10 protein-coding genes are annotated in these 15,894 nt (G+C 71.6%); 4 read left to right on the top strand and 6 right to left on the bottom strand.

The annotated features are described in order from the left end of the window. Positions 1 to 36: 36 nt before the first annotated feature. Positions 37 to 1,464: a hydrolase gene (locus ACIBK4_RS22290; protein ID WP_398996712.1), complete on the top strand. Its 1,428-nt coding sequence runs from the start codon at positions 37 to 39 to the stop codon at positions 1,462 to 1,464. 59 nt (positions 1,465 to 1,523) lie between these two features. Here the strand turns inward: ACIBK4_RS22290 and ACIBK4_RS22295 are convergent, their stop codons facing one another. The 3 genes from ACIBK4_RS22295 to ACIBK4_RS22305 all read right to left on the bottom strand — a co-directional run bounded on the left by ACIBK4_RS22295 (position 1,524) and on the right by ACIBK4_RS22305 (position 5,140). Continuing rightward, positions 1,524 to 3,614: an ATP-binding protein gene (locus tag ACIBK4_RS22295; protein WP_398996714.1), complete on the bottom strand. Its 2,091-nt coding sequence runs from the start codon at positions 3,612 to 3,614 to the stop codon at positions 1,524 to 1,526. Further along, the gene (locus ACIBK4_RS22300; protein WP_398996716.1) at positions 3,611 to 4,294 is read right to left on the bottom strand and encodes a DUF4255 domain-containing protein; all 684 of its coding nucleotides are present in this window, start codon (positions 4,292 to 4,294) and stop codon (positions 3,611 to 3,613) included. The genes ACIBK4_RS22295 and ACIBK4_RS22300 overlap by 4 nt, the downstream gene beginning before the upstream one ends. Before the next feature lie 177 nt (positions 4,295 to 4,471). Next, the gene (locus ACIBK4_RS22305) at positions 4,472 to 5,140 is read right to left on the bottom strand and encodes a LuxR C-terminal-related transcriptional regulator (protein ID WP_398996718.1); all 669 of its coding nucleotides are present in this window, start codon (positions 5,138 to 5,140) and stop codon (positions 4,472 to 4,474) included. 212 nt (positions 5,141 to 5,352) lie between these two features. Between ACIBK4_RS22305 and ACIBK4_RS22310 the strand changes: the two genes are divergently transcribed. Continuing rightward, on the top strand, positions 5,353 to 8,163 hold the full coding sequence (locus tag ACIBK4_RS22310) for an AAA family ATPase (protein ID WP_398996720.1): 2,811 nt from the start codon (positions 5,353 to 5,355) through the stop codon (positions 8,161 to 8,163). 13 nt (positions 8,164 to 8,176) lie between these two features. Here the strand turns inward: ACIBK4_RS22310 and ACIBK4_RS22315 are convergent, their stop codons facing one another. Continuing rightward, entirely contained in the window at positions 8,177 to 9,445 is a 1,269-nt protein-coding gene (locus ACIBK4_RS22315) for an alpha/beta hydrolase (RefSeq protein ID WP_398996723.1), read from the bottom strand. 276 nt (positions 9,446 to 9,721) lie between these two features. Between ACIBK4_RS22315 and ACIBK4_RS22320 the strand changes: the two genes are divergently transcribed. Further along, positions 9,722 to 11,803: an AAA family ATPase gene (locus tag ACIBK4_RS22320; protein ID WP_398996725.1), complete on the top strand. Its 2,082-nt coding sequence runs from the start codon at positions 9,722 to 9,724 to the stop codon at positions 11,801 to 11,803. 82 nt (positions 11,804 to 11,885) lie between these two features. Here the strand turns inward: ACIBK4_RS22320 and ACIBK4_RS22325 are convergent, their stop codons facing one another. Continuing rightward, the gene (locus tag ACIBK4_RS22325) at positions 11,886 to 12,446 is read right to left on the bottom strand and encodes a DUF3455 domain-containing protein (RefSeq protein WP_398996727.1); all 561 of its coding nucleotides are present in this window, start codon (positions 12,444 to 12,446) and stop codon (positions 11,886 to 11,888) included. 406 nt (positions 12,447 to 12,852) lie between these two features. On the opposite strand from ACIBK4_RS22325, the gene ACIBK4_RS22330 reads away from it, so the two are divergent. Beyond that, positions 12,853 to 13,833, top strand: coding sequence for a thaumatin family protein (locus tag ACIBK4_RS22330; RefSeq protein ID WP_398996729.1), 981 nt, complete (start codon positions 12,853 to 12,855; stop codon positions 13,831 to 13,833). Between the two features lie 22 nt (positions 13,834 to 13,855). On the opposite strand, the gene ACIBK4_RS22335 is transcribed toward ACIBK4_RS22330, so the two are convergent. Next, a complete protein-coding gene (locus tag ACIBK4_RS22335) occupies positions 13,856 to 15,751 on the bottom strand; it encodes a sigma-70 family RNA polymerase sigma factor (protein ID WP_398996731.1) in 1,896 nt (631 codons plus the stop codon). Positions 15,752 to 15,894 lie beyond the last annotated feature (143 nt).

Below are 15,894 nucleotides of genomic sequence, written 5' to 3' on the forward strand. Positions count from 1 at the left end.
CTGACGCGCCCTCACCATCCGTCGTAGCGTCGGCACATGAGTCTGTGGACCTCCCTGGAGCCAGCGTCCGCGACCGTCGATCCCGGTAGCAGTACCCGCGTGCGGCTGCGGCTGCGCAACACCGGCGACGTCGTGGACGAGTACCGCTTCGAGCCGGTCGGGAGCATCGCGCCCTGGACCGCTGTGGAGCCGCAGACGCTGCGGCTCTATCCGGGCACGACGGGCACGGTCGACCTGACGTTCTCGCCGCCGCGCACCCCGGACGCGACGGCGGGCCCGAACCCGTACGCGGTGCGGATCACACCGACCGAGCACCCGGAGGCGGTCACCGTCCCCGAGGGCAATCTGACCATCACCCCGTTCACGGAGGTGCGGGCGGAATTGGTGCCGCCGACGGTCAAGGGCCGTTTCCGGGGCCGCCCCCAACTCGCCGTGGACAACCTGGGCAACACCAAGCTGACGGCGTCGATCAGCGGCAGTGACAACGGCGACCAGCTGTCGTACGACATCCACCCGGGCAATGTGCAGATCGAGCCGGGCCGGGCCGCCTTCGTCAAGGCGTCGCTGAAGCCCCGGAAGATCATCTGGTTCGGGCCGAAGGAGCAACGGCCGTACACGCTCAGCGTGTTGCGGTCCGGCGCCAACCCCCTTCCCGTGGAGGGGACTTACCTCCAGCGCGGTTTCCTGCCGCGTTGGCTGGCCACGTTCCTCGGTGTCCTCGCCGCGCTCGCGCTCACCTTCGTGATGCTGTGGATCGCGTACAAGCCGCAGGTGCAGACCGCCGCCACCGAGCAGTTGAAGGACGCGGGGGTCAGTACGCTCGCGCCCAGCCCCACCCTGAGCGCCGCGCCCCCGCCGCCCTCACCCGTGGTGACGAGCGCGCCCCCGGCGGCCGAGACCTCCACGGCCGCCGCGGCGGGTGGCGGATCGGGCGGCGGCGGGGACTCCAAGCCGTCCGCCAAGCCGAAGCCCGTGACGGCGGCGACGGCCGTGAACAAGCTGGCCGCGCAGGACTCCGGACGCCATGTCTGCTACCGGATCTACATCGGCGGCAAGGGCTGGCAGGCCCCGGAGTGCGACGGCGCCACGGCCGCCACCTCCACCGACGACGAGCAGATCCTCTCCGTGAACATCGCGGTCTCCGGGACCGCCGGTTCGGCCGCGAACGCCTTCATCCACGACCCCGCGTCGACCAACGGCTACGGCAAGTACCAGCCTTCGGGATGGACGGCCATCATCGCCGACGGCAAGGACAACTACATCGGCAGCGCGAAGCCGGGCGCCGCGTACGTGACGGGTTTCGCGAACAACATCGGCAGTGGTCAGCTCTGTTGGATCGTCCGCAACTCCGGCTGGGACTGGAGCCCGCAGAACTGCACCAAGCCCCGGCCCGAGTACGGCTTCTCGGGCACCCTCGACAACAACCACTGGCTGGTCGCGATCAGGCTGACGGTGCCGAACTGACCTCTGACGACCGGCGGTTGACGACCGGCCGTTCTTGATCGACCCGCGAGGCGGGGTGGCTACCAGCTGCCCTCTCCCGGCACCAGCCGCCCCGCCTTGCGGTATTCACGGCGGGCCCCTTCGAGGAGGTCCGCCGCCGTTACCGTGTCCCCGCGTCCGGCGGCGAGGTACGCGGCGGTGACGACCGCGCTGCGGATGGAACCGCCGGCCAGCTCGAACTCCTGGGCCAGCGGCCCGAGTTCGAGGTCGGGCACGCTCGGCACATGGGTCAGGCCGTGCCGCCACAGCGCGAGCCGCTGCGCCGGGTCCGGGAACGGGAAGTCGACGACCAGGTCGAGCCGCCGGGTGAACGCCTCGTCGATGTTGGCGCGCAGGTTGGTGGTGAGCAGCGCGATCCCGTCGAAGGACTCCAGCCGTTGGAGCAGATAGGCGCTCTCCATGTTGGCGTACCGGTCGTGCGAGTCCTTCACCTCGGACCGCTTGCCGAAGACGGCGTCGGCCTCGTCGAAGAGGAGCACGGCGTCGGTGCGGTCGGCCTCCGTGAAGATCCGCTCCAGGTTCTTCTCGGTCTCGCCGACGTACTTGTCGACGATCGACGACAGCTGAACGACATAGAGATCCAGGCCTAGTTCGGCCGCGACGACCTCCGCCGACAGCGTCTTGCCGGTACCGGACTCCCCCGCGAACAGCCCGAGCACACCACGCCCCCGGCCGCCGCCCGCACTCAAGCGCCAGTCACCGAGGACCCGGTCGCGATGCCGGGCGCGCAGGGCGAGTTCGTGCAACTGGGTCAGGGACCGTTCGGGCAGCACCAGGTCCCGCCAGTCCACGGCGGGCCTGATCCGCCGGGCGTGCTGTTCGAGCCCCGACGCCGACTGCTGCCGCGCCGCGAGCCGCAGATGGGCGGCGGTCATCGGGGTGCCGTCGAACGCCGCGAGCCCCCGTGCCGCCCGAGCCGCACGCGCGATGCGGTCGGCGCCGAGGTGATACGGCGCGACGGTCGCCCGCACGTCGAACCCGCGCTGCTCACCGACGGCGTCCGTCCAGGCCCGCACCGCCGCGGCCCGCTGCCGGGGCGCCTCCAGGATCAGCGGATCGCTCTCGCACCACTGCGGGTCGTACGGCCGCGCGCCCGCGATCAGCACGGAGACATCGACGGCATCGGTCAACGCCCGTACCAGCGCGCCGGGTTGATCGGACAGCCCGCCCACGACGACCGCACGGCCACTGAGCCGGGCCTCGCGCAACAGCTCCGGCACCCGCTCGACGGGCCCGGAGAACCGCACGGCGCCCACCCCCGCCGCATGCAACGCGGCTGCCACGCACACAAGCCCGTCGCCCTCGTGACGCTCCCTCACATACACTGCGAGGGGCGGACCTTCGGCGAGCAGCGCGCCCAGCCGGTCCACGAAGACGCTGAACTCCTCGTCTCCGCCCGGCTCTTGCCCGCCCGTCTCCTGTCCCTCGTACGACACGCTCGGCACCGGCAGCGGGTGGAGGTACCCGGTGAGGGTGGCGTCCGGGGTGTCGTCGCCGAGGAGATGCGCCACGACCCGGTCCGGCACCCGCAACGAGCGGCTGAGGAAGGGGCGTTCGGGTTCCTCCACGGTGAGCAGGCCGAGGGCGGACAGCGGTTCCGCCGGAAGGAACCGGGCCCGGCCTTCGGCCTGGTGTGCCGGTACGCCGCACAGGTCCAGGGCGAGTCCGACGGTGGCCCGGCGGCGGCTGACGTCGTCGTTGAGGTAGCCGTAGAGGGGCTCGAAGGTGCGGTCGAGGTCGGGGGCGAGGGCGATGAGGAGGAGGGCCGTGTCGAGGTCGGTCAGGCGCAGGGCGGCGAGCCGGTCGGCCGGGCTGGGCGCCAACTCCGGTGCGGGTGGCGTTGGTTCGGGCGAGCGGAGCAGCAGGTGCCGTACCGCCTCTTCCGGGAGGTAGAGGCCGCGCATCGGGTCGGTGGCCGTGGGGTCGACGGCGGACCGCCGGTCGACGAGCAGGGCGACGCGCTCGCGGAGACGACCGAGCCGGGCGAGGAGGGCATCGGTCTCCGGCTCGGCGGCGAAGCCCGACGCGCCGTCCGTGACGGCCGTGTCGGCGCCCCTCGCCCCGCCCGTCACCGCCACATCGACGTCCCCGGCATCATCCGTGACCGTCATGTCGGCGTCCCCGGCGCCTTCTTGCGCCGGGCGACCTCCCGCGCCTCCCGTACCGCCGCCACCTGGCGCGGACGGTGCGCGCGTTCCTCCACGCCAGGCTCGGTGCCGTCGAGGCCGCTCACGCGGACCGCCGCGCCCTCGGTGACAGGCGGGCCGGCGTCGTACTCGGGGTAGGCCAGGAAGGGCGCGGTGACCACGAGGTCGAGGGACGGCTTGAGTTCGCCGCCGAGGGCGGACCAGATCTCCGCGAGGGAACGGGACTCGGTCTGGATGCCGGCCACCGAGATCGGCACCGACAGGCCCAACTGACGCAGCGAACCCGGAAGTTCGTCGGGGGCGAGCAGTTCGCGCGGGATGAGGGTCGACAACACGGCGGACAGCAGCCGGTGTTCGTCCTGCGGCCGCTTCGTCCACGCCGTCACCAGATACGACAGCCGGAACCAGCGCGGCGGCTGGCGGCGTTTGACGACCACGTCCCGCTCGTCGCGCACGGCGACATGCCCGCGCTGGCGGCGGTGCACGTCCTCCCGGATGTCGTACAAGTAGGTGTTGATCGTGGGGGTGTTGCGGCGGGCCGCCCAGTCGCGGGTCGGGGCGTCGAAGGAGACCTCGATGCCCGAACCGGCCAGTGCGCCGCCGCCGATCAGGTCCTTGAGAACCTCGTCCACCTCGTGGATCACCGCCGAACTCCCGCCCTGCCGTGCTGTCGTGCCCCGCGGTCCGCGTCGGCGCCCGATACGCCCCTGTCGGCCGTCCCCCGATCGTGCCGTCCCAACCGCCGTTCCCCGCAAGCACCTTGGGGACGGGGACAGGGCACGACACGCTGCCCGCGTGTCCGCCTTCGAGTGCCCGTTCGGTCAGATGTAGCCTTCCCGAAGGGCATGCGCCACGGCATGCGCCCGATTGCGCAGGTGAAGGCGTGTGGTCAGCCCGTGCATGACGTTTTTGACGGTGCGTTCCGAATAGGAGAGCTTGCTGGCTATCTCTCCGGTGTCCAGCCCCTCGGCGACCAGCCGCAGGACGTCCACCTCACGCGGCGAGAGCCCCGAGGGGTGTCCTCCGGACCGGCCCGCCGCGCTGCGGTGCAGCGTGCCGACCTGTTCGACGAGTCGGCCGATCAGATCGGCCGGCAGGTCGCCGTCACCGCGCGCCGCGGCGACCACGGCCTGCACCAGGCGCTGCGCGGTCGCCTCCTCGCGCCACACGATGGCACCGACCCCGCACTCGATCACATCGAGCAACTCGGCCTCGCGCAGCGCCCCGACGACGAGCACGGCCCGCCCGCCCTCGCTGCGCACCAGTCGGCGCAGCCGGGTGAGCGCGGTCTCGTCGAGTGTGTCGGCGATGAACAGGGCCACTCTGCCGGGACCGGTGTCGTTCTCCTCGCGGAGGTCGATCTCCGGGTATCTGCGCAGCTGGCTGAGGGCTCCCTCGCGGGAGATCGGGTCCGGGGCGTGCACCGCCACGGGTATCCGGTCTCCGGAGTCGGCCGTACCGGGGTGTGCGGGCCGCGATGAGCTGAGCAACGTTCTCCCTCGAATCCACTTACGTGCCACCCCAGTTGCACTGGTGGCGGCCGTGTACTCCTCACCCTCACGGGGCGGGTGGGGCGCGCACAATCGTGGAGCACCACGAGCAGCACCACGAGATCGGACGTACGGCGGACCACAGCGAGTGAGCGGCCAGGACAGCGGCGGCGACCGGCACCACGGGTAAGACGGATACGAGGAGGACCGCGATGACGGGGTCGACACCTGACGCCGGAGCGTCCGGGACACCACCCGAACACCGGGACGCGACACGGCTGTTGGCGGCGGAGGCCGCATGGGCCCGGGCCGGTGCCGGCCGGCTGGTGCTGTTGCGCGGGGCCACCGGGACGGGCCGCACGACCGTGCTGGAAGCCACCGTGGCGGACGCGCAGGCGCACGGCATGCGGGTGCTACGGGCCCGCTGCTCACCCCGCGACCAGGCGAGCCCGTACGCCACCGTCCTGCAACTGATGTCCCCGGTACCGGAGTTGGGCGACGCACAGTTCGCCGGCGACGAGCGGGCGAGCGCCGAGCTGTTCCGGCGGGTGCTGCGCTCCTACGCCGACCGGGCCCCGCTGCTGATCGCGGTGGACGACGTCCATCTCGCCGACCCGGCCTCGCACCGCTGGCTGGTCGAGTCCGCCCGGCACGTCGACCGATTACGGATCCTGCTGGTCGTCACGGAACGCAGCCAGTACGACGTCGATCCAGCGGCCCCGGGCCTGACCCACACCCTGTCGCCCGCCCTGGTCCGCACCCTCACGCTCGGTCCCCTGACCGCGAACTCGGCCGCCGAGCTGGTGAGTTCGGCCCACCCGGACGCCCCCGAGCCGTGGGTCGAGGACTGCGTACGGGCGGGCGCCGGCAACCCCTTGTTGCTGCGGGCCCTGCTCGACGACCTCGGCGCCGGACGGCATGCGAGCGTGCCGACGTCGTCCGCCGCGCTGTACCCGGGCGCGTATCCGGCGGCCGTGTCCTGGTGGCTGGACAGCGCGGGCCCGGCCACCGGCGAGGTCGCGCGGGCGCTGGCCGCGCTGGACGAAGGCTGGGACGGTGACGTCCCGCAGCAGCTGCCGAGCGGCCACGACACCTGCCCCACCGACGAACTGGCGGCTGTGATCGCCGAGTTGGCCGCTGCCGACCCGGCGCGAGTGTCCGGCTGGCTCACCGCGATGACCGGGCTCGGGGTGCTGCGCCCCGACCCCGACGGACGTCCACGCTACGCGCACCCCCTCCTGCGCGACGCGGTGCTCACCGGCGTCCCCGCGGCCCGGCGGCGGGCCGCGCACGCGGCGGCGGCCGAGACGATGCAGCGCCACGGCGTCTCCCCCGACACGGTGGCCCGGCAGTTGCTGCTGTCCGACCCGGTCGGCGCGCCCTGGACGGCGACCGCACTCCAGGAGGCGGCCTCGCTCGCCCTGCGCGACGGCCGCACGTCCGACGCGGCCGCCTTCCTGCGCCGCGTCCTGGAAGAACCACTCCCGGACGCCCGCAGACAGCAACTCCTCACCGAACTGGGCTCCTTGGAGTACAAAGCGCAGACGACCTCGGCCGGCATCCCCCGCCTCAGCGAGGCGCTACGGCTGTCGGGGGCGCCGCAGGACACCGTGCGCGCGGCGGTGGCGCTCGGCACGGCGTTGGCCGGCCGGGGCCGGACGGTGGCCGCCGTGGACGTACTGCGCACGGTGGAGGACGAGTTGACGGACCGTCCGCACCTGATCCGCACCCTCCAGACCGCCTCGGTGCTGCTGTCCGAACAGGACCAGTCCGTGCGCAAGGAGGTGTACCAGTGGCTGTGCGACGCCGCCGAGCACTCGCCGGAGCTGGTCGGTACGGCCGGTCACGCGCTGGTCGTCCGGCATGCGGCGACGGCCGGGCTGACCTCGGCCGCGGAGGCGATGCGACGGATGCGGGCACTGCTCGCGCAGCCGGCCGATCCGCTGACCGAGCCGTTCCTGATCGGCACGGCCGCCGCCGTGGCCCAGTGGGCCGACGAACTCCCGGAAGCGGAACGGCTGGTGGAGCGCGGACTGGTGGGTCAGCGGCCCGACGTGCTGCACCCGATGCACGAGGCGCTGGTCAACGTACGGGCCGACATCCTGGCCGCGCGCGGTGAGCACGCGCGGCTGCTGACGGACCCGTGCCCGCGCGACCGGGCGCGCAGCGGACCCTCCAACCGGCAGGCCCATGTGCTGCTGTCGCTCGTGGCGACCGGTGAGGAGGCGCGGGCGCTGCGGCTCGCGGACGGTTTCGATCTGCGGTCGGCGCCCGATTCCTGGGAGTTGAACCGCTTTCTCTACGCGCGGGGAGTGCTGCGCGCCGCGACCGGCGACACGGCGGGCGCGCTGCACGACTTTCTGGAGTGCGGGCGTCGGCAGTCGGCCCGTGAGGTGGTCAGCCCAGTCGTCACCCCGTGGCGCACGGCGGCCGCCGAGTGCCGGATCGCGCTCGCCCGTCCCCGGGAGGCCATCGCACTGGCCGAGGAGGAGCTGCGGCTGGCCCGGGTGTGGAACACGCCCCGCACGGTGGGCCGTTCACTGCGCGTCCTGGCCGCGGCGACCGGCGGCCGGCGCGGTCTGGAGCTCGCGGAGGAGGCCGTACGACTGCTGCGGGACGGGCCGGTGGGGACGGAGGGCGAGTTGGTGTCGGCGCTGATCGTGCGGGGCCGTGGGCTGACGGCGGCCGGGGAGCGGGGGCGGGCCCGGGCCTGTCTGCGGGAGGCCGCGGAGCGTGCCGAGCGGCTGGGGGCGACGCGTCAATGGGCCCTGGCAGAAGGGGCGTTGGGCGAGAGCGGGGCCCGGCGCTCGGCGCCCGCCCGTACCGGTTCCCGGTCGCTCACGACCAGTGAGCGGCGGATCGCCGAACTGGCCGCCGACGGCCGGACGAACACCGAGATCGCCGATCTGCTGCACCTGGCCCGCCGCACGGTGGAGACCCATCTCACCAGTTCCTACCGGAAGTTGGGCATCCGGCGGCGGGGCGAACTGCCCGGAACGCTGGGGCGTAGCAACGGGAAGTGACCGCCGCCGCGCGCTACTTGTGGGCCCCGGCGGTCGGCTTCTTGGACTCGGTGGCCTCCGCCCGCACGGAGCTGTTGCCCTTCTTCTTGGGGATGTGCCGGGGCACGACGTCCTGGGGGAAGGTGAGTTGCTGGTTCATCCACTTCAGGGACGCGGGCATCTCCCGCACCCAGGTGGGGAAGTTGTGGCTGCCTGACTCGGGGAGGATCGACGCGACGCGCATGGGCGCCTTGACGGCCTTGATGAAGGCGACGGTCTGCGGATAGCCCCGCTCGCCGTGCTTGCTGTCGGCGACCAGGACGGAGACCTGCGGGATGGGCAGGTGCTTCAACCGCCACATCAGGTCATGCCCGTTGACCCGGTTCACCCGGCCGAGACCGCTGCCGAAGAGGTTGCCGGTGGTGGGGTCGTCCTTGATCCTGTAGTCGGGCGAGAGCGCGGCGGCCGTCGTGTACACGTGGGGGTTGCGCATCGTCAGCTGCAGGGCGCAGGTGCCACCGGAGGAGTAGCCCATGACGCCCCAGGCGCTGGCGTCGTGGCCCACCCGGTAGACGGACTTGAGGGCCTGCGGGAGGTCCTTGGCGAGGAAGGTCTCGGTCTGCGGGCCGCCCGGGACGTTCACGCACTCGGTGTCGCGCGGCGGGGCGATCGTCGGCCGGATCATCACCATGATGGTCGGCTGCATCTGCCCGCTCTTCTGCAGCTGCCCGGCGGTCTGCGAGACCCGCAGATACTGCGCGAGGTTGAAGATGCTGCCCGGGTAGCCGCTGAGCGCGACGACCACGGGGAAGCGCTGGCGGGCGTAGGCCTTCTGGAAGTACTGCGGCGGGAGGTAGACGAACGCCGGGTCGACCACTCCCGTACGGCGGCCGATGACCTTCACGGACTCCACCTTGCCGTTCACCGCGGGATTGCCGGTGGGCAGTCCGCTGACCCGGCTCAGCTGCTCGTCGCCGGCGGGCTGCACCAGCGCCCCCTTCACGGAGACACCGCCGATCGAGCCGTCACCGTTGTGGTCGGCGGCCTGGGTCACGCCGACGGGGGCGGTGTCGACGTTGCCGAACAGCTCGCCCCACGATCCGAAGAACTGGTACGAGGAGTTCAGCCAGCACGCGAACGCCGCGATGATGGTGACCTGAGTCACTCCAATGGCTGCCAGCCGCCCGAGCACGTGCCGCACGCCCGGACTGGCGAGCCGCGGCCACACCCAGACCAGCAGCGCCACGCAGACGGCAGCCACGGCCGCCACCACATAAACGGTAGTCTCGCTGGTCAAACCCATGCCACTCAGTCCCCGGTTTCCTTGCCTGTGCTGTTTCCTTCACACAGAAGGAGGGCTACGGACCCTTCTGCGTTCCTCAACGAGCACGAATAGGACAAAGAAGCGGGTCGGCGGGTGTTTCCACGGACGGCCCCCTCCCAGGTTTAGGACGCCCGGCCGGTGATCGGTCCCGTTGCCCGTAAGACCGGCGTAAGGTCCGGCCGTGCGCCATGGCCCGGCCCGACCCGGTAGGTTTCGCAGCGGCCCGAAGCGGGCGACTCCGGGGAGGGGAACGGCATGGCGAAGGACGATTCCGCCGGCCTGCTGGCCGACAGACTGGCCTCCGCCCGCCTGCAGAACTTCGTCGGCAGGCGCGAGGAACTCGCCCTGTTCCGGCGGGCGTTGGCCGGCGAACCCGACGCTCCGATGGTCATCGTGCTGCACGGCCCGGGCGGCATGGGCAAGAGCGCGCTGCTCCAGCGCTTCGCCGCGGAGGCACGCGCCGCGGACCGGCCGGTCGTCGGTGTCGACGCCCGTACGGTCGAGCTCTCGCCGACGGCCTTCGAGGAGGCGACCGCCGAGGTCTTCGCCCGCGACAACGCTGTCCTGCTGGTCGACGACTTCGAGCGCTACCGGGACATGGAGGAGTGGATACGCGACCGCTTCCTGCCGCGGTTACCTGCCGGCGCCCTGGTCGTCGTCGCCGGACGGCACGCACCGGACCCGCTCTGGAAGGCGGACCTCGCGTGGAGCGAGGTCCTCCAGGTCGTGCCGCTACGGGAGTTGGGGCCCGCGGACTCGGCGACCCTGCTCACCTCGCAGGGCGCGGACCCCGCCCTGCACCCGTCGCTCCTCCGATTCGCCGCGGGCCATCCGCTCGCCCTGCGCCTGGTCGCGGAAGCGGCGACCCACGACAACTCCTCGACGGACGAGGTCTTCTGGGCCCCGCTGCGCACGGTCGTCGACCGCCTGCTGACCCACATCGTCGGCAGACCGCCCTCGCCCGCGCACCGGCGGGCGCTGGAGGTGTGCGGCCATGTCGCCGACACCACCGAGGAGTTGCTGCGCGTGGCACTCCCGGGCGAGGACGCCACCGAACTCTTCGCCTGGCTACGGCAGTTGTCGTTCATGAAGTCGGGCCCCTTCGGGGTGTGCCCGTACGACGTCGTCCGTGACGCGCTCGACAGCGACTTCCGCTGGCGCGATCCGGAGCGCTACAAGGCCATGCACCGCACGGTCCGCCGGCACCTGGTGGAACGCGTCCGCAACGCTCCGGAGAAGGAAGCCCTGCGCGCGGCAAGGGAGTTCAACCACATCGTCTCCCGGGCCCAATGGCTGAGGGAGTTCCAGGGCGCCCGCGACGAGGCGGCCGTGCACGAGGAACCCATGCGCCCGGAGGACGTCCCCGCGCTGATCGAGCTGACCCACAAGGTCGAGGGCGAGCACAACGCCCGTACGGTCTCCTACTGGTTGAGACGTCAGCCCGAGGCGTTCCACGTCCACCGGGACTGCGACTCGGGTCAACTCCTGGGATTCATGGCCTGGTTGCGGATCGACGCGCTCGACGACGAGGCCCGGGCGGCCGACCCCGTGCTGACGGAGGCGTGGGAGCTGGTCTCCTCGATGACTCCCCCGCGCCAGGGCGAACACCTCGGTGTGGCGCGGTTCATGGTGCACGCGGAACACCATCACCGCCCCTCGCGGGCGTGGGACGCGGTGCGCACGCGGATCGTCTTCGAGCTGCTGCGCGCCAAGCACTGCGCCTGGTCCTGCTTCGTCAGCGCCGAACCGAAGTTCTGGGCGCCGCTGATGACATACCTGGGCATGTTCCAGCCGCCCCGCCGGACCGTCCACGCCGATCGCGGGTACGGCCTGTTCTGCCACGACTGGCGGGCGGCTCGGGTGGAGGAATGGGCCGAGGGCATCGACGCGCGTCTGCTCGGCGGGGCACCGGCGGTGACGGCCGCGAAGCCCAAGTCCCGTCTCACCTCGTTGAGTCGGGAGGAGTCGGACGCCGCCGTCCGCGAGGCGCTGCGCGGCTGGCTCGACCCCGGCGGGCTCGCCGACAACGCGCTGCTGCGCAGCCGGCTGGTGGAGGAACTCAGCGAGGGCGACCCGGTGACCGCGCTGCGCGACGTGATCGGCAAGGCCGTACAGCGGCTGAACGCCCATCCCCGGACCCGGCATCTGCACGACGTGCTGACGCTGACATACCACTCGACGTCCACGCAGGACGCGGTGGCGCGGAAGCTCAATCTGGCGTTCAGCACGTACCGCAGGCATCTGGCCCGGGCGCTGGACGAGGTGCGGGAGACGGTGTGGGACTGGGAGGTGCACGGCCGGATCAGGGCCGAACAGGAGCCGCAGCAAGGGAGTTGAGGGCCCCGTCCGCGACAGTTCCGGCGAGCACACGGCAGTGGCCCCGGGACTCCCGGGGCCACTGCCGTCGCCGCCTAGCGGACTACTTGGCGGGCTTGTAGAACGCGTACGTGGCGGTGTACGGCACGCTGACCTGGTCCGTGCTGGTGCCGGTGCAGGCCGTGGTGGGCGCGACGCCGCCGGTCGTGTTGAGGCGCTGGACGTAGGACACGTCGGCGAACGTCCCGGTGCCGCGGGTGGCCGTGGCCTTCACCAGCAGCTCGGGGATGGCGCCCGTCTTGGGCGAGCTGGCGATCGCGGAGCCGTTGACCGCGCTGCCGTCCACCGTGGACACCCAGACCGGGCCGCGGGAGTGCAGGGCGACGGGACGCTTGGTGCGGTCGTTCTTGGCCCACAGGGTGGCGGCCGGCTCCAGCAGCGTCCAGGCGCTGTTGGTGCAGGTGTAGGTCTGGACGCCGGCGGCGGAGAAGACGCCGGTGAGCGTGTTGCCGTCCGGGACCTTCAGCGCGTCGGGCACGGTGACACCGAGCCGGACGGGCGGCTGCGGGGTGGCGGCCTGGCCGACGGTCGCGCTCACGAGCGTGCCGGCGACCACGGCGGTGACGGCCGCGGTGGTGAGGATGAGACGTTTGGCGATCTTCATCGGTGTGTCTCCAGAGCAATTTCTGAACAGGATCGCGGGTATCGGGGTCGCGGATGTCCGGACCCCCGGGCCGATCAGATGATCTTCGGCCCCGCTGCCGCAATGTACGGGGGATTACTCGTCGCCAAGGTGCCAACTTCTGACCGACTTATGACCAGCACTGCTCACCATCACGGCGGCGTGCGGATTGCCGGTCCCGTTTCCGTTGTCCGGCAGGGCCTGCGCCGGTCTCCCATACGGAAGACTCCGCCGCCCGGATCGCCGCGCGGCGGAGCGTGGGAACGGACAGGAGTGTTGAGACATGCCTCGTTGCCGGTTGTCCATCCGCCGACAAGGGCGCGCACGATCCACGGTGGGCCACCGCCGTGCGCCCCGCCGGCCCCGCCCGGTACGCAGACAGGTAGGTGTGGCCGCCGCGATACTCCTGACCTGCCTCGCCGTGGTGACCGGCGTCCTGCTGGCCCGCGCGCAGCCGGGAACCCCGGGAGACCGTACGGTCGCCGGTCCAACGTCCGCGCACGATACGGCCGTTGCCCGCACCCCGTCCCTCCCCGGACCGTCGCCGACGACGACGTCATCGCCGCGCGCCACGCCCTCCCCCTCGCCCACCCCCGACGCACGGAAGCCGGCCAAGGCGAGCGCCTCGCCGTCCCGCGCGGCCGGTCAGCCGAAGGCCGCGACCGCCGGCAAGCGGACCGTCACCCTCGTCAACCGCCTCGACCGGACGATCTGGCCCGCGATCGCGGCGGACCCCAAACACCCTGTGGAGGCGACGGGTTGGGTGCTGAAGCCCGGCGCGAGCCTCAGCTTCACCGTCCCCGACCACTGGGACGTCCGGGTGTGGGCGCGCACCGGTTGCTCCTTCGACGCAGCCGGGGCCGGCCACTGCACGACCGGGGACTGCGGCCGTTTCCAGTGCGGCTCGACCTGGGGCGAATTCCCTTCCACGCTGGCCGAGTTCAACCTGAACGCCTGGAACGGCATGGACTTCTACGACGTCAGCCTGGTCGAGGGCAACAACCTGCCGATGTGGATCAACAGTTACGGCGGCTCGTCCCAGGACAAGATCGACGCGAACGGCTGCTCCGCCGCGGGCTGTACCCGAGACGCCAACGCGACCTGCCCCGCCAAACTCCAGCGCCTTCGGGGCGGCCGGGTCGCGGCCTGTCTGAGCGCCTGCCTGGTCTTCAAGACGGACAAGACTTGCTGCACAGGCGCCTACGCGGCGCGCCCCCAGTGCGTCCCCTCGTCCTGGCCCGTCGACTCGGCGGCCGTGTTCAAGAAGGCCGAACCCTTCGCCTACTCCTACGTCAACGACGACGCGACCAGCGTCCTCACCTGCTCCGGAGAGTGCGGCTACCGCATCACCTGGGGAGTGAGCCCCTGACTCCGCGTGCGGCCGGGCCGGATCAGTCGGCGGACTGGAAGGCCCGGCCCGCCGCGGTCGTCGTCGTACCGTCCGTGAAGAGACCGCTGCTCGGCTTCGCCGGATCGGCGCCCAGCCCGAACCACGCGTAGCGCTGCACATACGGCAGTCCGTCCAGCGCCTTGGTGGACGCGGTGACGAAATCCGCCTGTTGCTGCGCGGTCGGGAAACGGGTCCCCTGGGAGAAGTCGATCAGCGCGTACTCGGTGAGCCAGATCGGCTTGTGGTAGCGCTCGTACACCGCGGCCAGGTACGCCTTCAACTGCTCGACGGCCTGCGGGGTACGGAAGTCACCGCCGTACCAGTGCAGCGTGATGAAGTCGACCCGGTAGCCCTTCGCCTTCGCCCCCGCCATGAACCGGTCCAGCCAACCACCGGCCGTGTCACCGCCGTAGGCCACCGCCGGGCTGCCGAGGATCTTGCCCGCCGCCATGAGCCGGGGCCACAACTCCAGCGCCTGCTCGACCGTCATGTTCGACTGCTGTGCCATGTCCGGTTCGTTGAACCCCAGCAGGTAGGGCCCGTACGACCGGGCCTGCGCCAGCGAGGAGTCGGTGACGGACTTCGCTCCCCAGATCATGGGCACGAACGACCCCGACGAGGGTGTCGTGATCCCCGAGTGCTGCGTGGACCAGGTGTAGTACCAGTTCGCCCCGCTCGCGGCGAGCGCCTGGCTCACCCCGCCGAACGACCACACCCCGACGCCCTTCTTGGCACCGGAGGCGATGTGCACGGGCACGGCGGCGGTGTGCTTCGAGGGCAAGGGACTCGGCTTGGCCTTCGGCGTCGGCGTCGGGGACGCGCTCGGCGACGTGCTCGGAGAGGCCGACGGCGTGGGGCTCGGAGTGACGCTGGCCACCGGAGCGGGCGATGCCTCAGCCGTCGTAGAAGAGGAACCCCCGCTGAGGCGGGGCGCGACCAGCGCCGCCACCACCGCGACAGCCACCGCCGCCGAACCACCCACCACCTGCTTGCCCGTACGACCGGACCGGCGCCCGTGTCGCCGACGCGGGCCCCGGTGCGCGGACCGCGCGGGTTGGTCCGCCGGCGAGGGCGAACTCCCCTCCCCCATAACGGCGTTCAGCACCCGGGCCGGGTCAAGTCCCGCCGGCACGGCCACCAGCGGGAGCCCGCTCAGCAGCCGGTCCATCGGAAGCAGTCCCTCATCGAGTCCCTGGCACACCCCGCACCCACGGATGTGTCGAGCAAACCGCTTACGCCACAAGGCACTTGGTGTGCCGTCCCAGGTCGAGGCCGTTTCCTCCAGCTCCGCGCAGCGGGGCGCGGCGGCCAGGGCCCGCACCACCACCCGGGAGACCTCCATCTGCTTCTTCATGCGCTGCACGCGGACGGAGGCGTGCCGGTCGGAGAGGCCCAACGCACCGGCGAGTTCGGCGCGTTCGAGTTCGCCGGTCTCCTCCAGCCACCACAGGGACAGCAGTTCCTGGTCGTCGGGGTCCAACCAGCGTGTGGCCTCGACGACTTCACGGCGCTGTTCGGTCAACCCCAGCCGCAGGATGGTCAGTCCGGCGAAGTCGAGCGCGGGGTCGGTGATCGCCTCCGCGTCCTCCAGATGCGCCCTGCGGTCGCGATCGGCGGCCCGTATCTGCTCACGGTCCCGTACCTGCCTGATGGTGATCGCCACCAGCCACGACCGGAACGCGGCGGGATCCCGCAGCTTCGGCAGCCCCCGCACCATGCGCAACAGCGTCTCCTGTACGACGTCATCAACATCGGCGTGACCGTTCAGGGCCCGGCCGACGATGTTGTAGACCAGCGGCAGGCACTGCGTCAGCAGGTGATCCAGGGCCTGCCGGTCACCCGCGCACGCGGCCGTCACCACGCCCGCGTCGGGTCCACTCCTGGGCTTCTCGGTCATCTGCGTTCGTTCCTCCGCGTGTGGTCCGGCCGTGACGTGTCCCTGATTCGGAGACCGCCGACGCGCGCAAGGACTACAGAAAACAGGACGGCAAAAGAAATCAGCCGGTCGCGTCCGAATTTATGTTGTCGGGCCGTCGCCGA

This window comes from Streptomyces sp. NPDC050528, from assembly GCF_044457795.1.
Lineage (GTDB): Bacteria > Actinomycetota > Actinomycetes > Streptomycetales > Streptomycetaceae > Streptomyces.